We start from the raw sequence: 18,349 nt of genomic DNA, 5'->3' as shown, positions 1-18,349 counted from the left end.
GAAAGTAAAAAAAGTTCATCATTTCACAAAAGTGAATGGAAACAAGACAGAAAAGAGTGAATCACATCATGTTTAAAATCGGCTACCGAACGCTGAAAACAGCACTAGGAACAGCGATCGCCATTTATATTGCACAACTGCTCGGCCTTCAAAATTATTCGGCTGCCGGGATTATTACGATTCTGTGTATTCAGGTGACAAAGAAAAGGTCCCTCTTAGCATCGGGAGCCCGCTTTGCAGCATGCAGTCTTGCCATTTTATTTTCTTATCTATTTTTCGATCTGATTGGGTATCATCCTTTTGTGATTGGTCTGATGCTGCTTGTCTTTATTCCGACAACCGTTTTGCTCCGCATTAAAGAAGGGATTGTCACAAGTTCAGTCATCATTCTCCATTTATACATGTCTGGCGGGATTACCCTTCACCTCATCTGGAATGAGCTGCTGCTGATAACAATTGGTGTTGGCGTAGCACTTATCATGAACTTGTATATGCCAAGTGTCGATAAAAAGCTCAAACGCTACAGCGAACAGATTGAAGCCAACTTTGCAAAAATCTTTGAGGAAATCGAGCAATACTTAATGACAGGGAAACAAGACTGGACAGGAAAAGAAATACCAGAGACACATCAATTGATCAAAGAAGCGAAAGCTCTCGCATATCGTGATGTTGAAAACCATGTCCTAAGACATGAAAACCTGTATTATCATTATTTTAATATGAGGCAAAAGCAATTCGAAATCATTGAGCGTGTGCTTCCGAAAATCACGTCCATTTCCATCACAACAGAGCATGGGCAAATGATTGCCGAATACGTCAGAGACTTACGCGAACATATTCACCCAGGGAACACGGCGCATAAATTTTTAAGACGTCTCATTGATATGAAAGAAGAGTTCGATAAGCTTCCGCTGCCGCAAACACGAGAAGAGTTTGAGGCAAGAGCTGCACTTTTTCATTTCCTCGGAGAAATGGAACAATATTTAGTACTGAAAAGCTATTTTAAAGGGATGAAAGAATAGAGACGCATGAGTTCCTCCTTCATTGGTCAATCTAATGAAAAAGGAGGAGCCTATGCGTCTTTTATTTTATACCGTATTGACCATGTCCCTTTCACCTATCTGGCCGCTCGGACAAAACCCGCTTCCAGGAGACCCGTATGTCATTATTAATAAACAAACAAATGAACTTGCCTATATTGATCAAGGACAAATCCAAAAAATATATCCTGCTTCTACAGGGAAAACAGCCGATTTAACACCAGAAGGGGAATTTACCATTATGATCAAAGCGAAAGATCCCTATTACAGAAAAAAGAATATTGAAGGCGGTGCGAAGAATAACCCTCTTGGCCGAAGGTGGATTGGATTTGATGCACGAGGAACAGATGGCAGAACGTACGGAATTCATGGGACGAGTGACGAAACATCGATTGGGAAATTTATCACGGCAGGCTGTGTGAGACTTCATAATCAAGATGTAGAGCTTCTATTTGACCAGCTTCCGGTTGGAACAAAAGTATGGATTACAACATCAAGCGATTCATTTGAAAAGCTTGCCAAAGACAAACAGGCCATTCGTTGATTGAACGAATCACCTGCTTGTCTGCTTTTATTGAAACCTTATAAAAAGGTTGCTGCTCCTGCTAAAAGTGAAGAAATTAACAGCAGGCTAATCATGAGCAATACCATGAATTTCATAAATTTCTGAGACATATCGCACCCCTATAACCGAAGATTTTTTGCGACGAACGCACCTTTCTTTATTCTAGCTGGTTTTTTCAAATGCGACAAGTGATCAACAAAGGAAGTGAACGGATGAATCAAATCGATCATATTGCCATTGCGGTCTTTTCTATTAAACAAACATCTCAACTTCTTCATCAGCTGTTTAACTGGCATTTTTCAGACATACAAGAGATTCCTGAGCAGGAGATTAAAGCGTCCTTCGCTTCACTTGATCATGTGCACATTGAATTAATTGAACCAATGTCAGACAGCAGTAAACTACATACCTTTTTAACAAAAAGAGGAGAGGGGCTCCATCATATTGCGTTAAAGTCAGGAGACATTCAGGCAGATCTTAACCATCTTGAACACCTTGGCGTGCAGCTTCTCCAAAAATCAGCACAGAAGGGCGCAAGCGGCAAGCAGATTGCATTTATTTCACCTAAAGAAACGTCTGGTGTGTTATTCGAATTGTGCGAGCCCTTGAAAGGAGAAAAACATGGCAATGAATGAATCGTTCAATGACTTGTCTAAATGGCGGGAAAAAGCGTTAATGGGCGGCGGTGAAAAACGAGCAGCCGCGCACAGAAACAAAGGAAAGCTATCGGTATGTCAGCGGCTGCATGAACTTCTTGACGTGGGCAGTTTCATGGAAATTCAGAGGTTTGCAACAGGCCGCATGTCAGAGCATGTCGGTGATGGCGTCGTCATTGGAACGGGACTTATTCATGGAAAGCCAGTATGTGTTTATGCACAAGATGCAACAGTGCATGGGGGCTCTTTAGGCGAAATACATGCCAAAAAAATTGCTTCTCTAATGGATCTCGCTGCTAAAAATCAGATGCCGGTCATCGGTCTAAAAGACTCAGGTGGTGCGAGAATTCAAGAGGGTGTGGTATCATTAGAAGGATACGGACAGATTTTTAAACGGAATGTGCTGTACTCTGGTCAAATCCCGCAAATATCCGTTATTTTAGGCTCATGTGCTGGAGGTGCAGTCTATTCTCCTGCTTTGACTGATTTTGTCTTCATGACAGAACAAACAGCTCATATGTTTTTAACAGGTCCGAAAGTAATAGAAAAGGCAACAGGAGAAACGGTCTGTCCTGACCGTCTTGGCGGTGCAAGTGTTCAGCATCAGACAAGCGGGAATGTGCACTATACTGGGAAAGATGAGCAGGACGTGTTAAAGGCGGTTCGAACACTTTTAACGTACATACCAACGACTAAACAGCCTGACATGCACACTGAAGTGCAAAAGCATGACGCCGTTGATCCAGGCAAAATCTTGCCAAAGGATCCATCACGCACCTATGATGTCAAACAAGTGGTGACAGCGATCATCGATCCAGGCTCATTCTTTGAGACCCAGCCTTGTTTCTCAAAAAATATCGTCACAGGGTTTGCCAGATTAAAAGGGGCTCCAATTGGCGTAGTTGCCAATCAGCCAAAGGTGTTGGCAGGAAGCCTTGACCTTGACGCTGCCGATAAAGCGGCCAGGTTTATTCGATTTTGCGATGCGTTTCATATTCCGATCTTAACGCTTGTCGACGTCCCTGGTTTTTTACCAGGGGAGAAAGCCGAGCATGCGGGAATTATCCGTCACGGCGCAAAGCTTTTATATGCGTACGCTGAAGCGACCGTTCCAAAAATCACGGTGATTTTAAGAAAGGCGTTTGGCGGTGCATATGTCGCGATGAATAGCAAGGGCTTAGGCGCTGACTTTGTTTATGCATGGCCAGCGGCAGAAATTGATGTCATGGGGAAAACGTTCGCAGACGAAATCGTTCATCCTGCTTCGCGCGAGGTTGAGACGGAACCAAGTGTATTAAAAGCGGCTCAGGCAGGGCTGATAGACGATATTTTCATGCCGGATGAAACGAGAGAGCGATTGATTCGCTCGTTTGATTTGCTTCGCAGGAAGGAAGAAGATAGACCGTTAAAAAAGCATGGCAACATGCCGCTATAAGAGGAGGAGCATCATCATGATCAATGAAAAACGTTTACTAGACGAATTTTTAGAACTGGTTCAGATCGATTCGGAAACAAAACACGAAGAGAAAATTGTGGAAGTCTTAAAAGAAAAATTCTCGCAGCTTGGTCTTAAAGTGGTGGAAGACGACTCAAAAGCGAAAACTGGCCACGGTGCAGGCAACCTCATCTGTACACTGGAAGGCAATCAAGAGGCTGATACTATCTATTTCACTTCTCATATGGACACAGTTGTTCCCGGCAATGGCGTAAAACCAGTCATTGAAGACGGCTATGTGAAGACAGATGGAACAACCATTCTTGGTGCTGACGATAAAACAGGGCTTGCGGCTATGTTTGAAGCCATCCGCGTGCTGAAAGAGAAGAATTTACCGCATGGAACGATTGAATTTGTCATCACAGCAGGTGAGGAATCAGGACTTGTTGGAGCAAAAGCGTTAGATCCAAAATTGATGACAGCAGCATACGGCTATGCCCTTGATTCAGATGGCAAGGTCGGGACAATTATCGTAGCTGCGCCAACACAGGCGAAAGTACGCGCAACCATTTACGGAAAAACAGCTCACGCAGGTGTGGCACCTGAAAAAGGCGTGTCTGCGATTACCATTGCATCAAAAGCCATTGCCAGCATGCCGCTTGGCCGAATTGATGAAGAAACAACGGCGAATATCGGGCGTTTTGAAGGTGGAACGCAAACGAATATTGTGTGCGATCAAGTCGATATCCTTGCTGAAGCACGCTCTTTAGAACCTGCAAAAATGGAAGCACAAGTAGCGAAGATGAAAGAAGCCTTTGAAAAAACCGCTAAAGAAATGGGCGGAAGTGCCGATGTACAAATTGACATCATGTATCCAGGCTTCAAATTCTCTCACGGCGATCAAGTCGTAGAAGTGGCGAAAAAAGCGGCTGCGAAAATTGGCCGTCCATCAGAACTACAGACGAGCGGCGGAGGCAGTGATGCAAACGTCATTGCAGGAAACGGCGTCCCAACTGTCAACCTAGCTGTTGGATATGAAGATATTCATACGAAAAATGAGAAAATGCCGATTGAAGAATTAGTCAAAACAGCTGAAATGGTTCTCGCCATTATCGAAGAAACGACAAATCTATCGTAAAGGCAGGAGACTCTGTGAGCACACAAAAGATCATTATTTTCCAAGTGGGGCAAGAGGATTTTGGCATCAGTGTAGAGCATATTCGTTCGATTGAGAAGGTCCCTTATTTACAAGAAGTATCGAACCTTCCAAAAGAAATTAAAGGACTGATGTCATTAAGAGGAGAAGTCATCCCTGTCAGTGACACAGGCGTGATGCTTCACGGAAAGCCTCTTGATGTGAACGAACAGTCCAAGGTGTTGCTATTTGAATTAAACGATCAAATGATTGGCTGTCTTGTCTCAGATGCAAAAGATATTATCGATATCGAGCTAAGCGAGATCAAGCCATTTCATATGAACACGAAAGCCTCCGAATATTTCTTCGGCGTTGTGGAGAGAGAGAACAAGATGATTTTACAAGTGGACCCTAATAAGTTCCTTGGGAGAATTGATGACCTCGATCAACTGCCAGAGCGGTTAAAAGAAGAGTTGGCATAAAGAAAATCCCCCTATCTGATGATAAGGGGATTATTTTTATTCAGCAGCTGGGCTAGCTTGGTCGTTTGCCTCAGCTTTCGATTTTGATTTTTGGTACATGACATTCAAAATAATTGTTTGGATTGTGAGTAGTAATCCGCTTGTCATCCAGTATAAAGGAAGGGCAGCGGGTGCATTGATTGAAATAAACAGCATCATGATTGGGAAAATCATGCCCATGACTTTGGCTTGCTTCAGCGCAGCTTCTGTCTGGGTGCCTGATTGCTTCGCAAATCTTTGCGTAACATAAAATTGCAAGAAATACATGGCGCCTGCAAAGATCGCGACCAATAGATCGGTTTGTCCTAAGTTAAACCATAGGAACGAATGTGTTGCGATCTCAGGTGTTGAGCGGATCGCTGAGTAAAAGCCAAGAACAATTGGAATTTGAATCAGCATAGGCAGACAGCCCATTGCCAGCGGGTTCACATTGTTCTCTTTGTATACTTTCATCATTTCCATTTGTAGTTCTTTTTGTTTTTCAGGTTCTTTCGTTTTCTTCAATTTGCTTTGAATTTGGTCAATTTGAGGCTTCACCAGTGCCATTTTCTCCTGCATGACTCTTTGTTTCTTAAATTGGTTCGCAAAAAGAGGGAAAATCAGCAGGCGGACGATCAAGGTCACGAACATAATCGATAAACCATAATCATCATGGAAGAAGTTCGCAAGCCAAATGATCAGCTCCGAAAAAGGCTGGACAAAATAATGATGGAAAAACCCATCAGAGCTCGCATTCGTTTGCCCACTCGCTGCAAAAGCAGGTGAGGCAATCATCATTAAACATAAAGTCGTACAAATCGTCAATAAACGTTTCAATTCGTTTCCTCCTCATTTTTTAAAAAATTAATTAGAGAGAGGAAGCGAATGGTCTTCATCATCATTTGATGATCGTTTCATTCGAATGACTTTACTAATCCAAGTTGTAATGCGATCATATATGATAAACAGAAAGTCTGTTCGGTTCAATAAAGATGCGTCCAACTCTTCCAAACGATGTCCACCGAGGTGTTCGTTCATACGGCAGTCTTTTAATAAAAACGCAATGCCGATAGCCGTCAGCGCTGGAAGAATAATCGTAAAGAATTCAACAAGGAAAAAGACTTCATTGAATGTATCAATAATCATGATTATCACATCCATTTCATTACTCACAGTGTACTATACACTATATGAAATGTCTATTGGAACAAACATGAAGTAACAAGAGTCAATAAATGTAGGAGGCAGGCAAATGGGTGATTCTCAAAGGAAGGGTCGAATTATTTTTCATATTGATATGAATAGTTTTTATGCATCTGTCGAAATGGCGTATGATCCTTCTTTGAGAGGGAAACCTTTAGCCATTAGCGGAAATGCGAAAGAGCGTAAAGGGATTGTTGTGACGTGCAGCTACGAGGCAAGAGCACTAGGTGTAAAGCCCCCGATGCCGTTATGGGAAGCGAAGCGGCTTTGTCCGGGGCTGATTGTCCGTACACCTAACTTTGACCGGTACCGCAGCTCCTCACAAGAGATGTTTACGATGCTAAGAGAATACAGCGATTTAGTCGAACCCGTATCCATTGACGAGGGCTATATTGATTTAACGCATACGCCATATGCTGAGCATGCGGTGAAAACGGCTCATGATATTCAAACGAGGCTTGTAGAGGAGCTCATGCTTCCTTCAAGTATTGGCATTGCACCGAATAAATTTTTAGCGAAAATGGCGTCTAATTGGAAAAAACCAATGGGCATCACGATTTTACGTAAACGAGATGTTCCGAAAATGCTATGGCCGCTGCCAGCCGGTGACATGCACGGAGTTGGACAGAAAACGGCAGATAAATTGAAAACGATTGGCATTCATACCATTGAAGATTTAGCGAAAGCAAATGAGTATACGCTAAAGGAATTACTGGGCATCAATGGACCGAGATTAAAGCAAAAGGCGAATGGTGAACATGACAGTATCGTGGACCCAGAAAGGATATACGAATTTAAATCCGTCGGTAATTCGTCAACCCTTCCTCATGATTCTGACGATCCAGATGAACTTGTCACGTTAATTGATAAGCTGTCACAATCTGTGAGTGCAAGATTAAGGAGAAAAGAAGTGATGGCAAATCGGCTTCTCATCATGATACGGTACGCAAGCTGGAAAAATATCACGCGAAGTGTCACACTCACGAATCCAACGGATCGAAAGGAAGACTTATTTGAGGCAGCAAAGCAGTTATTCCTTAAACATTGGAATGACCAGCCCGTGAGGCTCTTGGGTGTGACGGGGACAGACCTTGTAGAACGAAAAGCAGCTGTTAAACAGCTTGATTTATTTTCCTATACAGAAGATGCAAAAGAAGAGCCTCTCCAAACCGTTTTAGAAGGGCTGAAAGAAAAATATGGCAAATCACTCATTCAAAGAGGAATGACCATCAAGGAAAAAGAGAGCAAAACAAGCGGAACAAGTTTTAATAAAGACTTTTTTCAGGACGAAAAAGGAAATGACTAGCCTGAAAACTTGATAAAAGAGGTGGTGTTGTGGTAATTTCAAAGGGTACATCATTTCAGCAGTAATCAATATAGTGTGTTAGAAGGGACGTCAGAATTATGTCAAAACAACAAATCGGTGTGGTTGGACTAGCCGTTATGGGGAAAAACCTTGCCCTTAATATTGAAAGCCGCGGTTTCTCCGTGTCCGTTTATAACAGATCTAGCAGCAAAACGGAAGAGTTTCTCGAAGAATCAAAAGGAAAAAACGTTGTAGGCACATACAGCATTGAAGAATTTGTTCAGTCGCTTGAAACACCGCGTAAAATTCTTTTAATGGTAAAAGCTGGTGCAGCAACGGATGCAACCATTCAATCATTACTTCCTCACCTAGAGAAAGGTGACATCTTAATTGATGGTGGAAATACATATTACAAGGATACGCAAAGACGTAATCAAGAGCTTGCGGAAAGTGGTATCCACTTCATTGGTACAGGTGTTTCTGGCGGTGAAGAAGGTGCACTAAAAGGTCCATCTATCATGCCAGGCGGTCAAAAAGAAGCGCATGAGCTAGTGAAACCAATTTTAGAAGCGATCTCTGCGAAAGTAGATGGCGAGCCATGTACAACGTATATCGGCCCAGATGGAGCAGGACATTATGTCAAAATGGTCCATAACGGCATCGAGTACGGAGACATGCAATTGATCTCTGAATCATACTTTATCTTGAAGCATGTGGCTGGCTTATCAGCAGAGGAGCTTCATGAAGTATTCTCAGAGTGGAATAAAGGCGAGCTTGACAGCTATTTAATCGAAATTACAGCGGATATTTTCACAAAAGTGGATGAAGAAACAAACCAGCCGCTTGTGGATGTCATCTTAGATAAAGCTGGTCAAAAAGGAACTGGAAAATGGACGAGCCAAAGTTCTCTTGATCTAGGTGTCCCGCTTCCAATCATTACTGAGTCTGTTTTTGCGCGCTATATTTCAGCAATGAAAGATGAGCGTGTAGAAGCAAGTCAATCAATTCAAGGTCCTGAGCCAACGCAATCAGCTGAGAATAAACAAGAGCTGATCGAAGCTGTTAGAAAAGCCCTATTCATGAGTAAAATCTGCTCGTATGCTCAAGGTTTTGCGCAAATGAAAGCAGCATCTGATGAATATAACTGGGATTTAAAATACGGTGAAATTGCGATGATCTTCCGCGGTGGATGTATCATTCGTGCAGCCTTCTTACAACAAATTAAAGAAGCATATGACCGTAACCCTGAACTGAAAAACCTATTGCTAGATCCTTACTTTAAGGATATTGCTCAAAGCTATCAATCATCACTTCGTAAAGTCATTTCACTTGCAGTGGAGCAAGGAGTTCCTGTTCCTTCATTCTCAAGTGCACTTGCTTACTTTGATAGCTATCGCACAGCTGTCCTGCCAGCGAACTTAATTCAAGCGCAGCGTGACTATTTCGGTGCACATACGTATGAGCGCACAGATAAAGAAGGCGTCTTCCATACGGAATGGATGAAATAAAATAGAACGTCAGAAAAACCTTACCATTGGATTGGTAAGGTTTTTTTGTGTTTGCATCTTTTCGGCTAAAAATGCGAAAAAGAGGGATGCTATGTAAAAAAGAAAAGAAAGTAGGGATAGAAGTGGGCATCTTATATGCACTTCTCCCAGCAATATTTTGGGGAAGTATTGTTCTGATCAGTGTCAAACTTGGCGGGAATGCATACCAGCAAACGCTCGGCATTACGCTTGGCGCATTTTTATTTTCAATTGCAGCCTTCTTCATCAAAATGCCAGAGCTGACACCGTTTATTTTTGCGGTTTCTGTGATTTCAGGCATCTTTTGGAGCATTGGACAAATGAATCAGCTTTCAAGTGTTGCGTTTCTCGGAGTCTCGAAGGCGGTTCCTTTGTCAACAGGCATGCAGCTTGTGAGCACTACTTTATTTGGTGTCATGGTTTTTAAAGAATGGCAAACGATGACGGTCATACTCATTGGTTCTTGCGCCATTTTACTGATTATTGCAGGTGTTGTGATGACATCGCTCGGTCAAAAGAAGAATGGCGGCGGGAACGGTGGAGGCAATTTCAAAAAAGGGATCATTATTCTGCTCATCTCAACGGTTGGCTATGTCGGATATGTCGTCATTTTAAGATGGTTTCATATTGATGGGTGGTCTGCCCTCGTTCCGCAATCGGTCGGTATGCTGCTTTCATCCTTGGCGATTAGTCTAAAACAGAACCCGTTTAGTAAATATACGTTTAAAAATATCATTGCCGGTTTGGTTTGGTCGACAGGAAATCTTGGGCTTCTAATGGCCATTCCGCTCATTGGCGTAGCCGTAAGCTTTTCGATGTCACAGACAGGGATTGTCATCTCAACATTAGGCGGCATTTACTTATTAAAAGAGAAAGCATCCAGAACAAGCTTTGTCATTGCAGGCTGCTTGATGATCATTGCAGGCGGCGTGCTGCTAGGCTTTACAAAATAGGAGGGTAAACGAATGTATCCAGATTTAGAAGGAAAAACAGTCCTGATTACAGGAGCCGGCACAGGAATAGGGCAAGCAATGGCGCGCCGGTTTGGACAAGAAAAAGCCAATGTGGTGATCAATTATTTCTCAGATCAAGAAAATCCGGATGACACCATTGCGGATATTCAAAAAAATGGCGGCCAGGCTGTGAAAATCAAGGGAGATGTATCAAAGGAAGAGGATATGCGGGCAATGATTGATAAAGCCATTCATTCGTACGGCAGCCTTGATGTCATGATCAATAACGCAGGTATTGAAAACGAAGTGCCTTCCACAGAAATGACGCTTGATAATTGGAACAAAGTCATGTCGACCAATTTAACAGGTATGTTTCTCGGCTGCCGTGATGCACTGAAGTATATGACAGATCACGGGATAGAAGGATCGATCATCAATATGTCGTCGGTTCACCAGCAAATCCCTTGGCCTCATTTCGTTCATTATGCAGCAAGTAAAGGGGGCGCCAAGCTGCTGACAGAAACGCTGGCACTAGAATACGCCCCTAAAAAAATCCGTGTAAACAGCATTGCACCAGGCGCCATCGATACCCCGATCAATGCTGAGAAATTCGATGATCCCGCATTGAAAAAAGGCGTGATTGAATTGATCCCCATCGGCTATATTGGAAAGCCGGAAGAAGTGGCAGCATGTGCTGTCTGGCTGGCGTCAAAAGAGGCAAGCTATGTCACAGGCTTGACGCTCTATGTGGACGGCGGCATGACAAAGTATCCTGGCTTCCAGGCAGGAAAAGGATAGGGAGAAAGACAAAGAGCGTACACACATGACGCTCTTTTTTTATATAAAATACAGACAAATAAAATTAAATGTCTAGACATTTAAAAATAAAAATATATAATATTAAATGGAAGCGCTTTTATTACAACAATGGGGTGAGAGAAATGAAACGTATTTTATTAGCATGCAGTTCAGGAATGTCTACGAGTTTACTAGTTACAAAGATGAAGGCTCATGCCGACTCAATAGGGGACGAGGCAGAAATTTGGGCAGTTGGGCAAGATCAAGCGAGAAAAGAAATGGCGAATGCGGATGTTGTGTTAATTGGACCGCAAATGAGCTTTTTAAAAGGGGATCTTCAAAAAGAAGCAACAAAATACGGGATTGCAGTAGAGGTCATAGATATGCAGGCGTACGGGCTTGCCGATGGACAAAAAGCGTATGAACAAGCCGTTACATTGATGGAGGAATCGTAAAGAATGGAAAAGAAAACACTCGAAGGGCTCACAGAGGAACAAGTCAGTTTTCAATTGATCTTACACAGTGGAAATGCACGCAGCAAATTGCTTCAATCTCTTAAACAATTTCGAGAAGGTCAAGAAGATGAGGCATTTGGTCTCATGAAAGAAGCGGAAGAAGATTTACGTCATGCTCATGGTATCCATTTTCAACTCGTGCAGCAAGAGGCAGGCGGGGAGAAAACGCCTTTCTCCTTATTGCTCATGCACGCCGAAGATCACTTAATGTCCACCATTACGATCAAGGAGCTTGTGGGAGAGCTCCTGCCGATTTTCCAATCGCTTAAACAATAAAGGGTGTAAACAAGGGGGGAAACCAATGTTTGATAAAATAAGTGCCATTTTGGTTCCGATTGCTGGGAGATTGAACAACAACCGTTATTTAGGCGTATTACGGGATGCTTTTATGCTTGCGTTCCCGCTCACCATTTTTGGTTCCATTATGGTTGTGCTAATGAATTTGCCATTTTTAGATAAAATCATGAGTCAAACCGCACTGGAAGGAGTCCAGTCTGCACTGAATATCGCGCCAAGTGCGACCATCAGCATTATGAGCGTGTTTGTTGTATTTGGGATTGGCTACTATTTATCGAAAAGCTATGATGTGGAAGCTGTATTTGGCGGCGTGATTGCTTTAGCCTCTTTCTTGCTTCTGACGCCATTTTTACTAGAACAAGAAGGCGGTGCATCTATTGCAGGTGTGATCCCAGTCGATCGTTTAGGAGCAAAGGGGATGTTCCTAGGAATGATCACAGGCTTTTTGTCTGCTGAAATTTATCGTTATTTTGTTCAAAAGAAATTTGTCATCAATATGCCGCAAGGGGTTCCGCCAGCTGTTTCAAAGTCTTTTGCTGCACTGATCCCGGCTACTTTGACACTCACAACCTTTTTACTGATCAATATCATCATTACACAAGGCTTCAAAACAAACATGCATGACCTGATTTATCATGCCATTCAGGCGCCGCTTGTTGGACTTGGAAGCGGTATCATCCCGACCTTGATCGCTGTTTTCTTTATACAAATTCTTTGGTTCTTTGGGCTCCACGGCCAAATTATTATCAACTCTGTCATGGACCCGATTTGGAATACATTGTCCATTCAAAACCTAGAGAGCTACACAAAAACTGGTGAGGTTCCGAATATCATCAGCAAGCAGTTTATCGAAATCTATACGGTTGGCATGGGCGGAACCGGTATGACGCTGGCTGTTGTGTTTACGATTTTAATTTTCCTGAAAAGTAAGCAATTAAAACAAGTAGCAAAGCTCGGCTTAGGACCAGGATTATTTAACGTCAATGAACCGATTATTTTCGGTTTACCGATTGTCATGAATCCACTTATTCTCATTCCATGGATTTTGGCGCCAATGGTCATTACATGTATTTCTTATTTTGCGATGGCAACAGGCATTGTACCGCCGCCGACAGGCGTGAATATTCCATGGACGGTGCCGATCTTTATTAGCGGAATAATGGCAACAAATTCACTAGCGGGCGGTCTGCTTCAGCTGTTTAATCTGATGATTGTGTTTGTCATTTGGTTCCCGTTCCTGAAGTTTATTGACCGTATGAATGTGAAGAATGAAAAAATAACCCCAACGGAAAAAACGAAGACAACAAACATCAAAGGCGAAGGAGACTCAATACATGTCGATGGAAAATAACAAGCAATCATATACATTTCCAGAAGGTTTCTGGTGGGGATCTTCTGCCTCTGCCACGCAAACAGAAGGCAGTGTCCCTGGAGATGGTAAGGGACCGAATATTTGGGATCATTGGTTTGAACAAGAGCCGACTCGTTTTTTTGATGGTGTAGGCCCAAACGTGACATCCCAATTTTATCGAAAATATAAAGAGGATATCCGTCTGATGAAAGAAATTGGGCACAATTCATTTCGGCTGTCCATTTCATGGTCACGTCTTTTACCTGAAGGGAAAGGTGTGGTCAATGAAGAAGCAGTATCTTTTTACAATGATGTGATCAATGAACTGATTGCACATGATATTGAGCCGTTTGTGAACCTGTACCATTTCGATATGCCAATGGCGCTGCAGGAAAAAGGCGGATGGGTGAACAGACAGGTAGTAGATGATTATGTCAGCTATGCGGAATTGTGCTTTCAATTATTTGGCGACCGGGTGAAAAAATGGTTTACCCATAATGAACCGATAGTTCCTGTAGAGGGCGGGTATATGTATAGCTTTCATTATCCAAACGAAGTCGATTTCCAAAAGGCTGTACAGGTCGGTTTTCATGAACTTTTATCAAATGCTAAGGCGATTGCGGCTTATAAAAAGCTGCAGCAAGGCGGGAAGATTGGCATCATCCTAAATCTTACCCCATCTTATCCAAGAAGCCAGAATCCATGCGATGTAGAAGCAGCTGAGATGGCTGATGCTTTCTTTAACCGTTCCTTCCTAGATCCTGCGGTGAAGGGACATTTCCCAGAAAAACTAGTAGAGGTCTTAAAGAAAGAAGGCTTTATGCCAAGTATTGAAGAAGGAGACCTTGAGCTCATTCAAGAGAATACCGTCGACCTCCTTGGGATCAACTATTATCAGCCAAGAAGAGTGAAAGCGAAAGAGCATATGCCGCATCCGAAAGCACCATTTATGCCAAATCATTATTTTGATGCGTTTGAAATGCCGGGAAGAAAAATGAATGTGTATCGAGGCTGGGAAATCTATGAAAAAGGTATTTATGATATATTGAAAAAAGTTCAAACAGACTATGATAATATTGAATGCTTTATTTCTGAAAATGGAATGGGTGTCGAAGGAGAAGAGCGGTTTAAGGATAAAGAAGGAATGATTCATGACGATTATCGCATTGACTTTATTTCTGAGCATCTCAAATGGGTGCATCAAGCCATTCAAGAAGGAAGTAATGTAAAAGGCTATCATCTGTGGACGTTTATGGATAACTGGTCATGGTCGAATGCCTATAAGAATCGTTATGGATTTGTCTCAGTTGATCTTCAAGAAGACGGGAAACGAACCATCAAGAAAAGCGGATACTGGTTTCAATCGGTATCAGAGAATAACGGTTTTTAATCAAGATACTTGCTCTTTCCTGAAAAGGGCAAGTATTTTTCTTATGTGACGGTAAGTGGATGAAACAAAAATGGCTGGTACCTTTTAAGCTCACTAGGCTTAGTGTAGAATGAGAGGAAGCTATGAAAAAACAAGTCAGTTGGTGGTGTGAGATGAAAAAGTACGAACTCATTTCAGAAGAAATCAGAAAACGAATAGGAACAGCTTATTATCCAGAAGATCAACCCATTCCAGATGAAAACTCGCTTGCCGCTGAATTTCAATGCAGCCGAATGACGATGAAGCGTGCGCTCGATCTTCTCGTAGCAGAAGGTCTGCTCTTTAGAAAAAGAGGCCACGGCACATTTATTGTGAAGGCAGCGCTAAACCAAGGGGCTATTAATGTATCTGGTCATGAAAATAAAGGATTCACGAAAGTCATGGCGGACAAAAACGTCACGAGCCAAATCATTCGCTTTGATGTCCATTTTCCAAGCGAAGAAGTGGCAGCCCACCTATCCATTGACTTAACCACACCCGTTTATGACATCATCCGGCTCCGCCTCGTGGATGAGGAGCCATATGTATTAGAAAAAACGTTTATGCCGGTCAATGTCATTAAGGGCATAGATGAAGAGGTTTTATTGGGATCGATTTATGGCTACATATCAAATGAACTCCATTTAAAAGTGGCAGGAGCGCACAAGAAAATTAGAGCGGCTAAATCAGATGAGCTGGACCAGCAATATTTAGGCTGTGACCCAACGGATCCTGTGCTCGAAGTCGAGCAGGTTGCTTATTTAAACACAGGCCGCCCGTTTGAGTACTCCTTTAGTCATCACCGCTATGATAAGTTCGACTTTTCAACGGTTGAAATTACGAAAACAGGACGTTAAAAAAAAAGCAGAACCCCCGAGGGAGACTGCTCTTTTTTTATTTCATTTTATATATTCCACCAATGATATCCGTCTTTTTCTAGAAGCTGATCGGCTTCTTTTGGTCCCATTGAACCAGCAGGATAATTTGGTTTTAATGTTTTGGTTTCTGCCCATTTTTCAGAAATCGGATCAACAAAGTTCCAAGAAAGCGCCACTTCATCCCAGTGAGCAAAGTTCGTTGCATCGCCTAGCAAGCAGTCATGAATCAGCTTTTCATATGCTTCTGGTGTATTCATGATGTCGTTATAGTTTGTTTGGTAGTCGAGCTTAATCGGTTTCGCATACGTACCGCCATCAAGCTTGCGAGCGTTCAGGTGAAGGGTAATGCCTTCATCTGGCTGAATGTGAATGACGAGTAAGTTTGGATGCATGGAATTTCCGTTTCCATAGTACAGGTTCATTGGAATGTCTTTAAATTGAACAACGATTTGAGTAGATTTCTTTTCTAATCGTTTTCCTGTACGAATGTAAAATGGCACCCCGGCCCATCTAAAGTTATCAATGAGCAGCTTCCCTGCAACGAAGGTTTCTGTGTTTGAGTTCGGGTCTACATTTTGCTCTTCAAGATAGGAAGGAACCATGCTGCCATCAACCGTACCAGCATCATACTGTCCGCGGACAAAGAATTGATCGACCTCATCTTTAGAGAAAGGACGAAGAGCGCGTAATGCTTTCCGTTTTTCGCTGCGGATCTCCTCTGTATTCAGCTTAATTGGCGGCTCCATTGCTAAAAGTGCCACCATTTGAAGCATATGGTTTTGGACCATATCTCTTAGTGCACCTGAACTTTCGTAATAGCGAGCCCGGTCTTCAACCCCTAATGATTCACTAGATGTAATTTGAATGTTTGAGATATATCGGTTTGTCCAAAGTGGTTCAAAGATGGCATTCGCAAAACGGATGACCTCAATGTTTTGAACCATTTGTTTACCGAGATAGTGGTCAATACGATAAATTTGATCTTCAGAGAATGCATCTCGAATTTCTTCATTTAATGTTTTGGCACTTGGCAGGTCATGGCCAAATGGTTTTTCAATGACAAGTCTTGACCAGCCGGTTGTTTTTGATACGCCTTCACTTTTTAGGAACTTCGCAATCGTTCCGAAGAATTCCGGTGCCATCGCTAAATAGAACATTCGGTTATTTGGGATACTGTACGTATCTTCAAGGCCTGCTAAAAGTGTGTTAAGCGATTGATAGGAAGCAGGGCTTGATACGTCAAAGTCGTGATAATAAAAATGCGAACTGAATTCCTCTATTTTCGCTTCTGCATCATCAGAAGAAACAGATTCTTTTACCACAGCTCTGAGATCCTCATGAGACCACGGACGGCGTCCAACACCGACGACGGCGAATTGATCACCAAGCTTTCCGCTATGAAAAAGTCTATGTATAGAAGGGTAGAGCTTGCGTTTGGCAAGATCTCCTGTTGCGCCAAAAATGACAATGACTGCTTTTGGATTGTTAGTTTCTGTATTCACGAAAAGTACCTCACTTTATTCGTAGCATTGTTGTAAAAACCGAGATTGTATGTACATTTTCTTTATTTTAAAGGTTCATTGTTCGTAAAGCAAACATTTGATTCGACTTTTTCTGCTCTCGTTTGACTTTTTTCGAAAATTCCGCTGAATTCACATTTACCTTGTCTTCATGTATTCTATATGAATGAAGATATTGTATACCGGCTTTAGGAGGAAAAGTAATGGAACTGCTCTTTTTAGGAACAGGTGCAGGCATTCCTGCAAAAACTAGAAACGTCACTTGCACTGCGCTAAAGCTTTTAGAAGAAAGAAAAGCAGTGTGGCTTTTTGATTGCGGAGAAGCGACGCAACATCAAATATTACATACAACGATTAAACCGAGAAAGGTCGAGAAAATATTTATCACTCATATGCATGGTGATCATGTATACGGTCTCCCAGGACTGCTTGGCAGCAGATCCTTTCAAGGCGGAGAGGATGAACTAACGATCTATGGGCCTAAGGGCATCAAAGCGTTTGTGAACGCAGCACTTTCAGCTACACAAACGCATTTGACATATCCGCTGCATATCATAGAGATAGATGAAGGGATCATATTTGAAGATGATACCTTTCAAGTAGAAGCAAGACGAGTATCTCACGGTATTCCAGCTTACGGCTATCGGGTAGTGGAAAAAGATGTACCAGGTGCATTAAAAGCCGAAGACCTGAAAGAAATCGGTGTAAAACCTGGACCTTTGTATCAGAAGTTAAAAAATGGGGAAACCGTGACACTCGAAGATGGAAGAATCATTGATGGAACCGATTATTTGGAACCCCCTAAAAAAGGGAGAATCGTTGCATTTTCAGGAGATACCCGTTTATGCGAGAATATAACAAGGCTTGCCAAAGATGCGGATGTGTTAGTCCATGAAGCAACATTCGGTAAAGAAGATGCTGATCTAGCCTACAATTATTATCACAGCACGACAGAACAAGCAGCGAAAACGGCGCAGGAAGCAGGCGCAAAAAGATTAATTTTGACCCATATTAGTGCACGTTACCAAGGAGAAGAGGCACTGAAACAACTATTGAAAGAAGCCCGCGATATATTCCCGCTGACAGAAGCTGCACATGATTTCTTTTCTTTTTCCATTGACCGCACGCTGTAAAAATTGGATGAATCGTCAAAAAAAGTTGTGTGATTTTTTTGATATTTATAATGACTCTCTTTTTCAGGTAGTGGTAAAATGGTGAAGAAAAAACAAATGACGAATGAAACTATGAAGAATACGGGAGGCA

The 18,349-nt window shown here is 42.4% G+C and carries 20 protein-coding genes; 16 read left to right on the top strand and 4 right to left on the bottom strand.

What is annotated here, in order from left to right; translation table 11 throughout:
• Window positions 1-68 precede the first annotated feature (68 nt).
• On the top strand, window positions 69-1,022 hold the full coding sequence (locus C6Y06_RS10260; RefSeq protein WP_034661221.1) for an aromatic acid exporter family protein: 954 nt from the start codon (window positions 69-71) through the stop codon (window positions 1,020-1,022).
• Window positions 1,023-1,074: 52 nt separating this feature from the next.
• The gene (locus C6Y06_RS10255; RefSeq protein ID WP_060596807.1) at window positions 1,075-1,584 is read left to right on the top strand and encodes a L,D-transpeptidase; all 510 of its coding nucleotides are present in this window, start codon (window positions 1,075-1,077) and stop codon (window positions 1,582-1,584) included.
• 38 nt (window positions 1,585-1,622) lie between these two features.
• Here C6Y06_RS10255 and prli42 read toward each other — a convergent pair whose 3' ends face one another.
• Window positions 1,623-1,715 carry a stressosome-associated protein Prli42 gene (gene prli42 / locus C6Y06_RS19960; RefSeq protein WP_149865350.1) on the bottom strand — a complete coding sequence of 31 codons (93 nt, stop codon included), beginning with the start codon at window positions 1,713-1,715 and terminating at the stop codon, window positions 1,623-1,625.
• Window positions 1,716-1,817: 102 nt separating this feature from the next.
• Between prli42 and mce the strand changes: the two genes are divergently transcribed.
• From mce to C6Y06_RS10235, 4 genes are read left to right on the top strand one after another with little or no spacing between them, the layout of a single operon-like run.
• Window positions 1,818-2,240, top strand: coding sequence for a methylmalonyl-CoA epimerase (mce, locus tag C6Y06_RS10250; RefSeq protein ID WP_060596806.1), 423 nt, complete (start codon window positions 1,818-1,820; stop codon window positions 2,238-2,240).
• A complete protein-coding gene (locus tag C6Y06_RS10245) occupies window positions 2,227-3,696 on the top strand; it encodes an acyl-CoA carboxylase subunit beta (RefSeq protein ID WP_060596805.1) in 1,470 nt (489 codons plus the stop codon). The genes mce and C6Y06_RS10245 overlap by 14 nt, the downstream gene beginning before the upstream one ends.
• Before the next feature lie 16 nt (window positions 3,697-3,712).
• Window positions 3,713-4,834 (top strand): M20/M25/M40 family metallo-hydrolase, encoded by a 1,122-nt coding sequence (locus C6Y06_RS10240; RefSeq protein WP_060596804.1) that lies wholly within the window; start codon window positions 3,713-3,715, stop codon window positions 4,832-4,834.
• A 14-nt stretch (window positions 4,835-4,848) separates the two neighbouring features.
• A complete protein-coding gene (locus tag C6Y06_RS10235) occupies window positions 4,849-5,313 on the top strand; it encodes a chemotaxis protein CheW (protein WP_034661215.1) in 465 nt (154 codons plus the stop codon).
• A gap of 36 nt (window positions 5,314-5,349) precedes the next feature.
• Here C6Y06_RS10235 and C6Y06_RS10230 read toward each other — a convergent pair whose 3' ends face one another.
• Both C6Y06_RS10230 and C6Y06_RS10225 read right to left on the bottom strand, forming a co-directional pair.
• Window positions 5,350-6,168: a membrane protein insertase YidC gene (locus C6Y06_RS10230; protein WP_034661213.1), complete on the bottom strand. Its 819-nt coding sequence runs from the start codon at window positions 6,166-6,168 to the stop codon at window positions 5,350-5,352.
• 27 nt (window positions 6,169-6,195) lie between these two features.
• Window positions 6,196-6,477 carry a hypothetical protein gene (locus C6Y06_RS10225; protein ID WP_003215677.1) on the bottom strand — a complete coding sequence of 94 codons (282 nt, stop codon included), beginning with the start codon at window positions 6,475-6,477 and terminating at the stop codon, window positions 6,196-6,198.
• Between the two features lie 106 nt (window positions 6,478-6,583).
• Between C6Y06_RS10225 and C6Y06_RS10220 the strand changes: the two genes are divergently transcribed.
• The 9 genes from C6Y06_RS10220 (at window position 6,584) to C6Y06_RS10180 (ending at window position 15,545) form a co-directional block, all read left to right on the top strand.
• Window positions 6,584-7,840: a DNA polymerase IV gene (locus tag C6Y06_RS10220; RefSeq protein ID WP_106036849.1), complete on the top strand. Its 1,257-nt coding sequence runs from the start codon at window positions 6,584-6,586 to the stop codon at window positions 7,838-7,840.
• Between the two features lie 98 nt (window positions 7,841-7,938).
• On the top strand, window positions 7,939-9,348 hold the full coding sequence (gene gndA, locus C6Y06_RS10215) for an NADP-dependent phosphogluconate dehydrogenase (protein WP_060596800.1): 1,410 nt from the start codon (window positions 7,939-7,941) through the stop codon (window positions 9,346-9,348).
• 122 nt (window positions 9,349-9,470) lie between these two features.
• Window positions 9,471-10,319 carry a GRP family sugar transporter gene (locus C6Y06_RS10210; protein ID WP_189288359.1) on the top strand — a complete coding sequence of 283 codons (849 nt, stop codon included), beginning with the start codon at window positions 9,471-9,473 and terminating at the stop codon, window positions 10,317-10,319.
• A 12-nt stretch (window positions 10,320-10,331) separates the two neighbouring features.
• A complete protein-coding gene (locus C6Y06_RS10205; protein WP_060596798.1) occupies window positions 10,332-11,117 on the top strand; it encodes a glucose 1-dehydrogenase in 786 nt (261 codons plus the stop codon).
• A 143-nt stretch (window positions 11,118-11,260) separates the two neighbouring features.
• Entirely contained in the window at window positions 11,261-11,572 is a 312-nt protein-coding gene (locus C6Y06_RS10200) for a PTS sugar transporter subunit IIB (protein WP_003215713.1), read from the top strand.
• A 3-nt stretch (window positions 11,573-11,575) separates the two neighbouring features.
• A complete protein-coding gene (locus tag C6Y06_RS10195) occupies window positions 11,576-11,908 on the top strand; it encodes a PTS sugar transporter subunit IIA (protein WP_060596797.1) in 333 nt (110 codons plus the stop codon).
• A gap of 25 nt (window positions 11,909-11,933) precedes the next feature.
• Window positions 11,934-13,280, top strand: a complete 1,347-nt coding sequence (gene celB, locus C6Y06_RS10190) for a PTS cellobiose transporter subunit IIC (RefSeq protein WP_034661207.1) — start codon at window positions 11,934-11,936, stop codon at window positions 13,278-13,280.
• Window positions 13,264-14,670, top strand: a complete 1,407-nt coding sequence (locus C6Y06_RS10185) for a glycoside hydrolase family 1 protein (protein WP_060596796.1) — start codon at window positions 13,264-13,266, stop codon at window positions 14,668-14,670. The genes celB and C6Y06_RS10185 overlap by 17 nt, the downstream gene beginning before the upstream one ends.
• Before the next feature lie 152 nt (window positions 14,671-14,822).
• Window positions 14,823-15,545, top strand: coding sequence for a GntR family transcriptional regulator (locus C6Y06_RS10180; protein ID WP_034661205.1), 723 nt, complete (start codon window positions 14,823-14,825; stop codon window positions 15,543-15,545).
• 47 nt (window positions 15,546-15,592) lie between these two features.
• On the opposite strand, the gene zwf is transcribed toward C6Y06_RS10180, so the two are convergent.
• Window positions 15,593-17,068, bottom strand: a complete 1,476-nt coding sequence (gene zwf, locus C6Y06_RS10175) for a glucose-6-phosphate dehydrogenase (protein ID WP_106036847.1) — start codon at window positions 17,066-17,068, stop codon at window positions 15,593-15,595.
• 221 nt (window positions 17,069-17,289) lie between these two features.
• Here zwf and rnz point away from each other — a divergent pair, with 221 nt between their 5' ends.
• Window positions 17,290-18,219 carry a ribonuclease Z gene (gene rnz, locus C6Y06_RS10170; protein WP_106036846.1) on the top strand — a complete coding sequence of 310 codons (930 nt, stop codon included), beginning with the start codon at window positions 17,290-17,292 and terminating at the stop codon, window positions 18,217-18,219.
• The last annotated feature ends 130 nt before the right edge of the window (window positions 18,220-18,349 follow it).

The sequence above is a fragment of the Bacillus sp. MZGC1 genome (assembly GCF_002998605.1).
Lineage (GTDB): Bacteria > Bacillota > Bacilli > Bacillales > Bacillaceae > Bacillus.
The sequence above is the reverse complement of the archived record's forward strand: the minus strand, read 5'-3'. Positions and strand labels throughout refer to the sequence as shown.

What these genes read in the sequence shown, in the direction of transcription:
- C6Y06_RS10255 (WP_060596807.1), top strand. Translation starts at nt 1,075, where the DNA reads ATGCGTCTTTTATTTTATACCGTATTGACCATGTCCCTTTCACCTATC.
- C6Y06_RS10220 (WP_106036849.1), top strand. Translation starts at nt 6,584, where the DNA reads ATGGGTGATTCTCAAAGGAAGGGTCGAATTATTTTTCATATTGATATG.
- celB (WP_034661207.1), top strand. Translation starts at nt 11,934, where the DNA reads ATGTTTGATAAAATAAGTGCCATTTTGGTTCCGATTGCTGGGAGATTG.
- C6Y06_RS10205 (WP_060596798.1), top strand. Translation starts at nt 10,332, where the DNA reads ATGTATCCAGATTTAGAAGGAAAAACAGTCCTGATTACAGGAGCCGGC.
- gndA (WP_060596800.1), top strand. Translation starts at nt 7,939, where the DNA reads ATGTCAAAACAACAAATCGGTGTGGTTGGACTAGCCGTTATGGGGAAA.
- rnz (WP_106036846.1), top strand. Translation starts at nt 17,290, where the DNA reads ATGGAACTGCTCTTTTTAGGAACAGGTGCAGGCATTCCTGCAAAAACT.
- C6Y06_RS10245 (WP_060596805.1), top strand. Translation starts at nt 2,227, where the DNA reads ATGGCAATGAATGAATCGTTCAATGACTTGTCTAAATGGCGGGAAAAA.
- C6Y06_RS10180 (WP_034661205.1), top strand. Translation starts at nt 14,823, where the DNA reads ATGAAAAAGTACGAACTCATTTCAGAAGAAATCAGAAAACGAATAGGA.
- C6Y06_RS10200 (WP_003215713.1), top strand. Translation starts at nt 11,261, where the DNA reads ATGAAACGTATTTTATTAGCATGCAGTTCAGGAATGTCTACGAGTTTA.
- C6Y06_RS10240 (WP_060596804.1), top strand. Translation starts at nt 3,713, where the DNA reads ATGATCAATGAAAAACGTTTACTAGACGAATTTTTAGAACTGGTTCAG.
- prli42 (WP_149865350.1), bottom strand. Translation starts at nt 1,715, where the DNA reads ATGTCTCAGAAATTTATGAAATTCATGGTATTGCTCATGATTAGCCTG.
- C6Y06_RS10260 (WP_034661221.1), top strand. Translation starts at nt 69, where the DNA reads ATGTTTAAAATCGGCTACCGAACGCTGAAAACAGCACTAGGAACAGCG.
- C6Y06_RS10225 (WP_003215677.1), bottom strand. Translation starts at nt 6,477, where the DNA reads ATGATTATTGATACATTCAATGAAGTCTTTTTCCTTGTTGAATTCTTT.
- mce (WP_060596806.1), top strand. Translation starts at nt 1,818, where the DNA reads ATGAATCAAATCGATCATATTGCCATTGCGGTCTTTTCTATTAAACAA.
- C6Y06_RS10185 (WP_060596796.1), top strand. Translation starts at nt 13,264, where the DNA reads ATGTCGATGGAAAATAACAAGCAATCATATACATTTCCAGAAGGTTTC.
- C6Y06_RS10195 (WP_060596797.1), top strand. Translation starts at nt 11,576, where the DNA reads ATGGAAAAGAAAACACTCGAAGGGCTCACAGAGGAACAAGTCAGTTTT.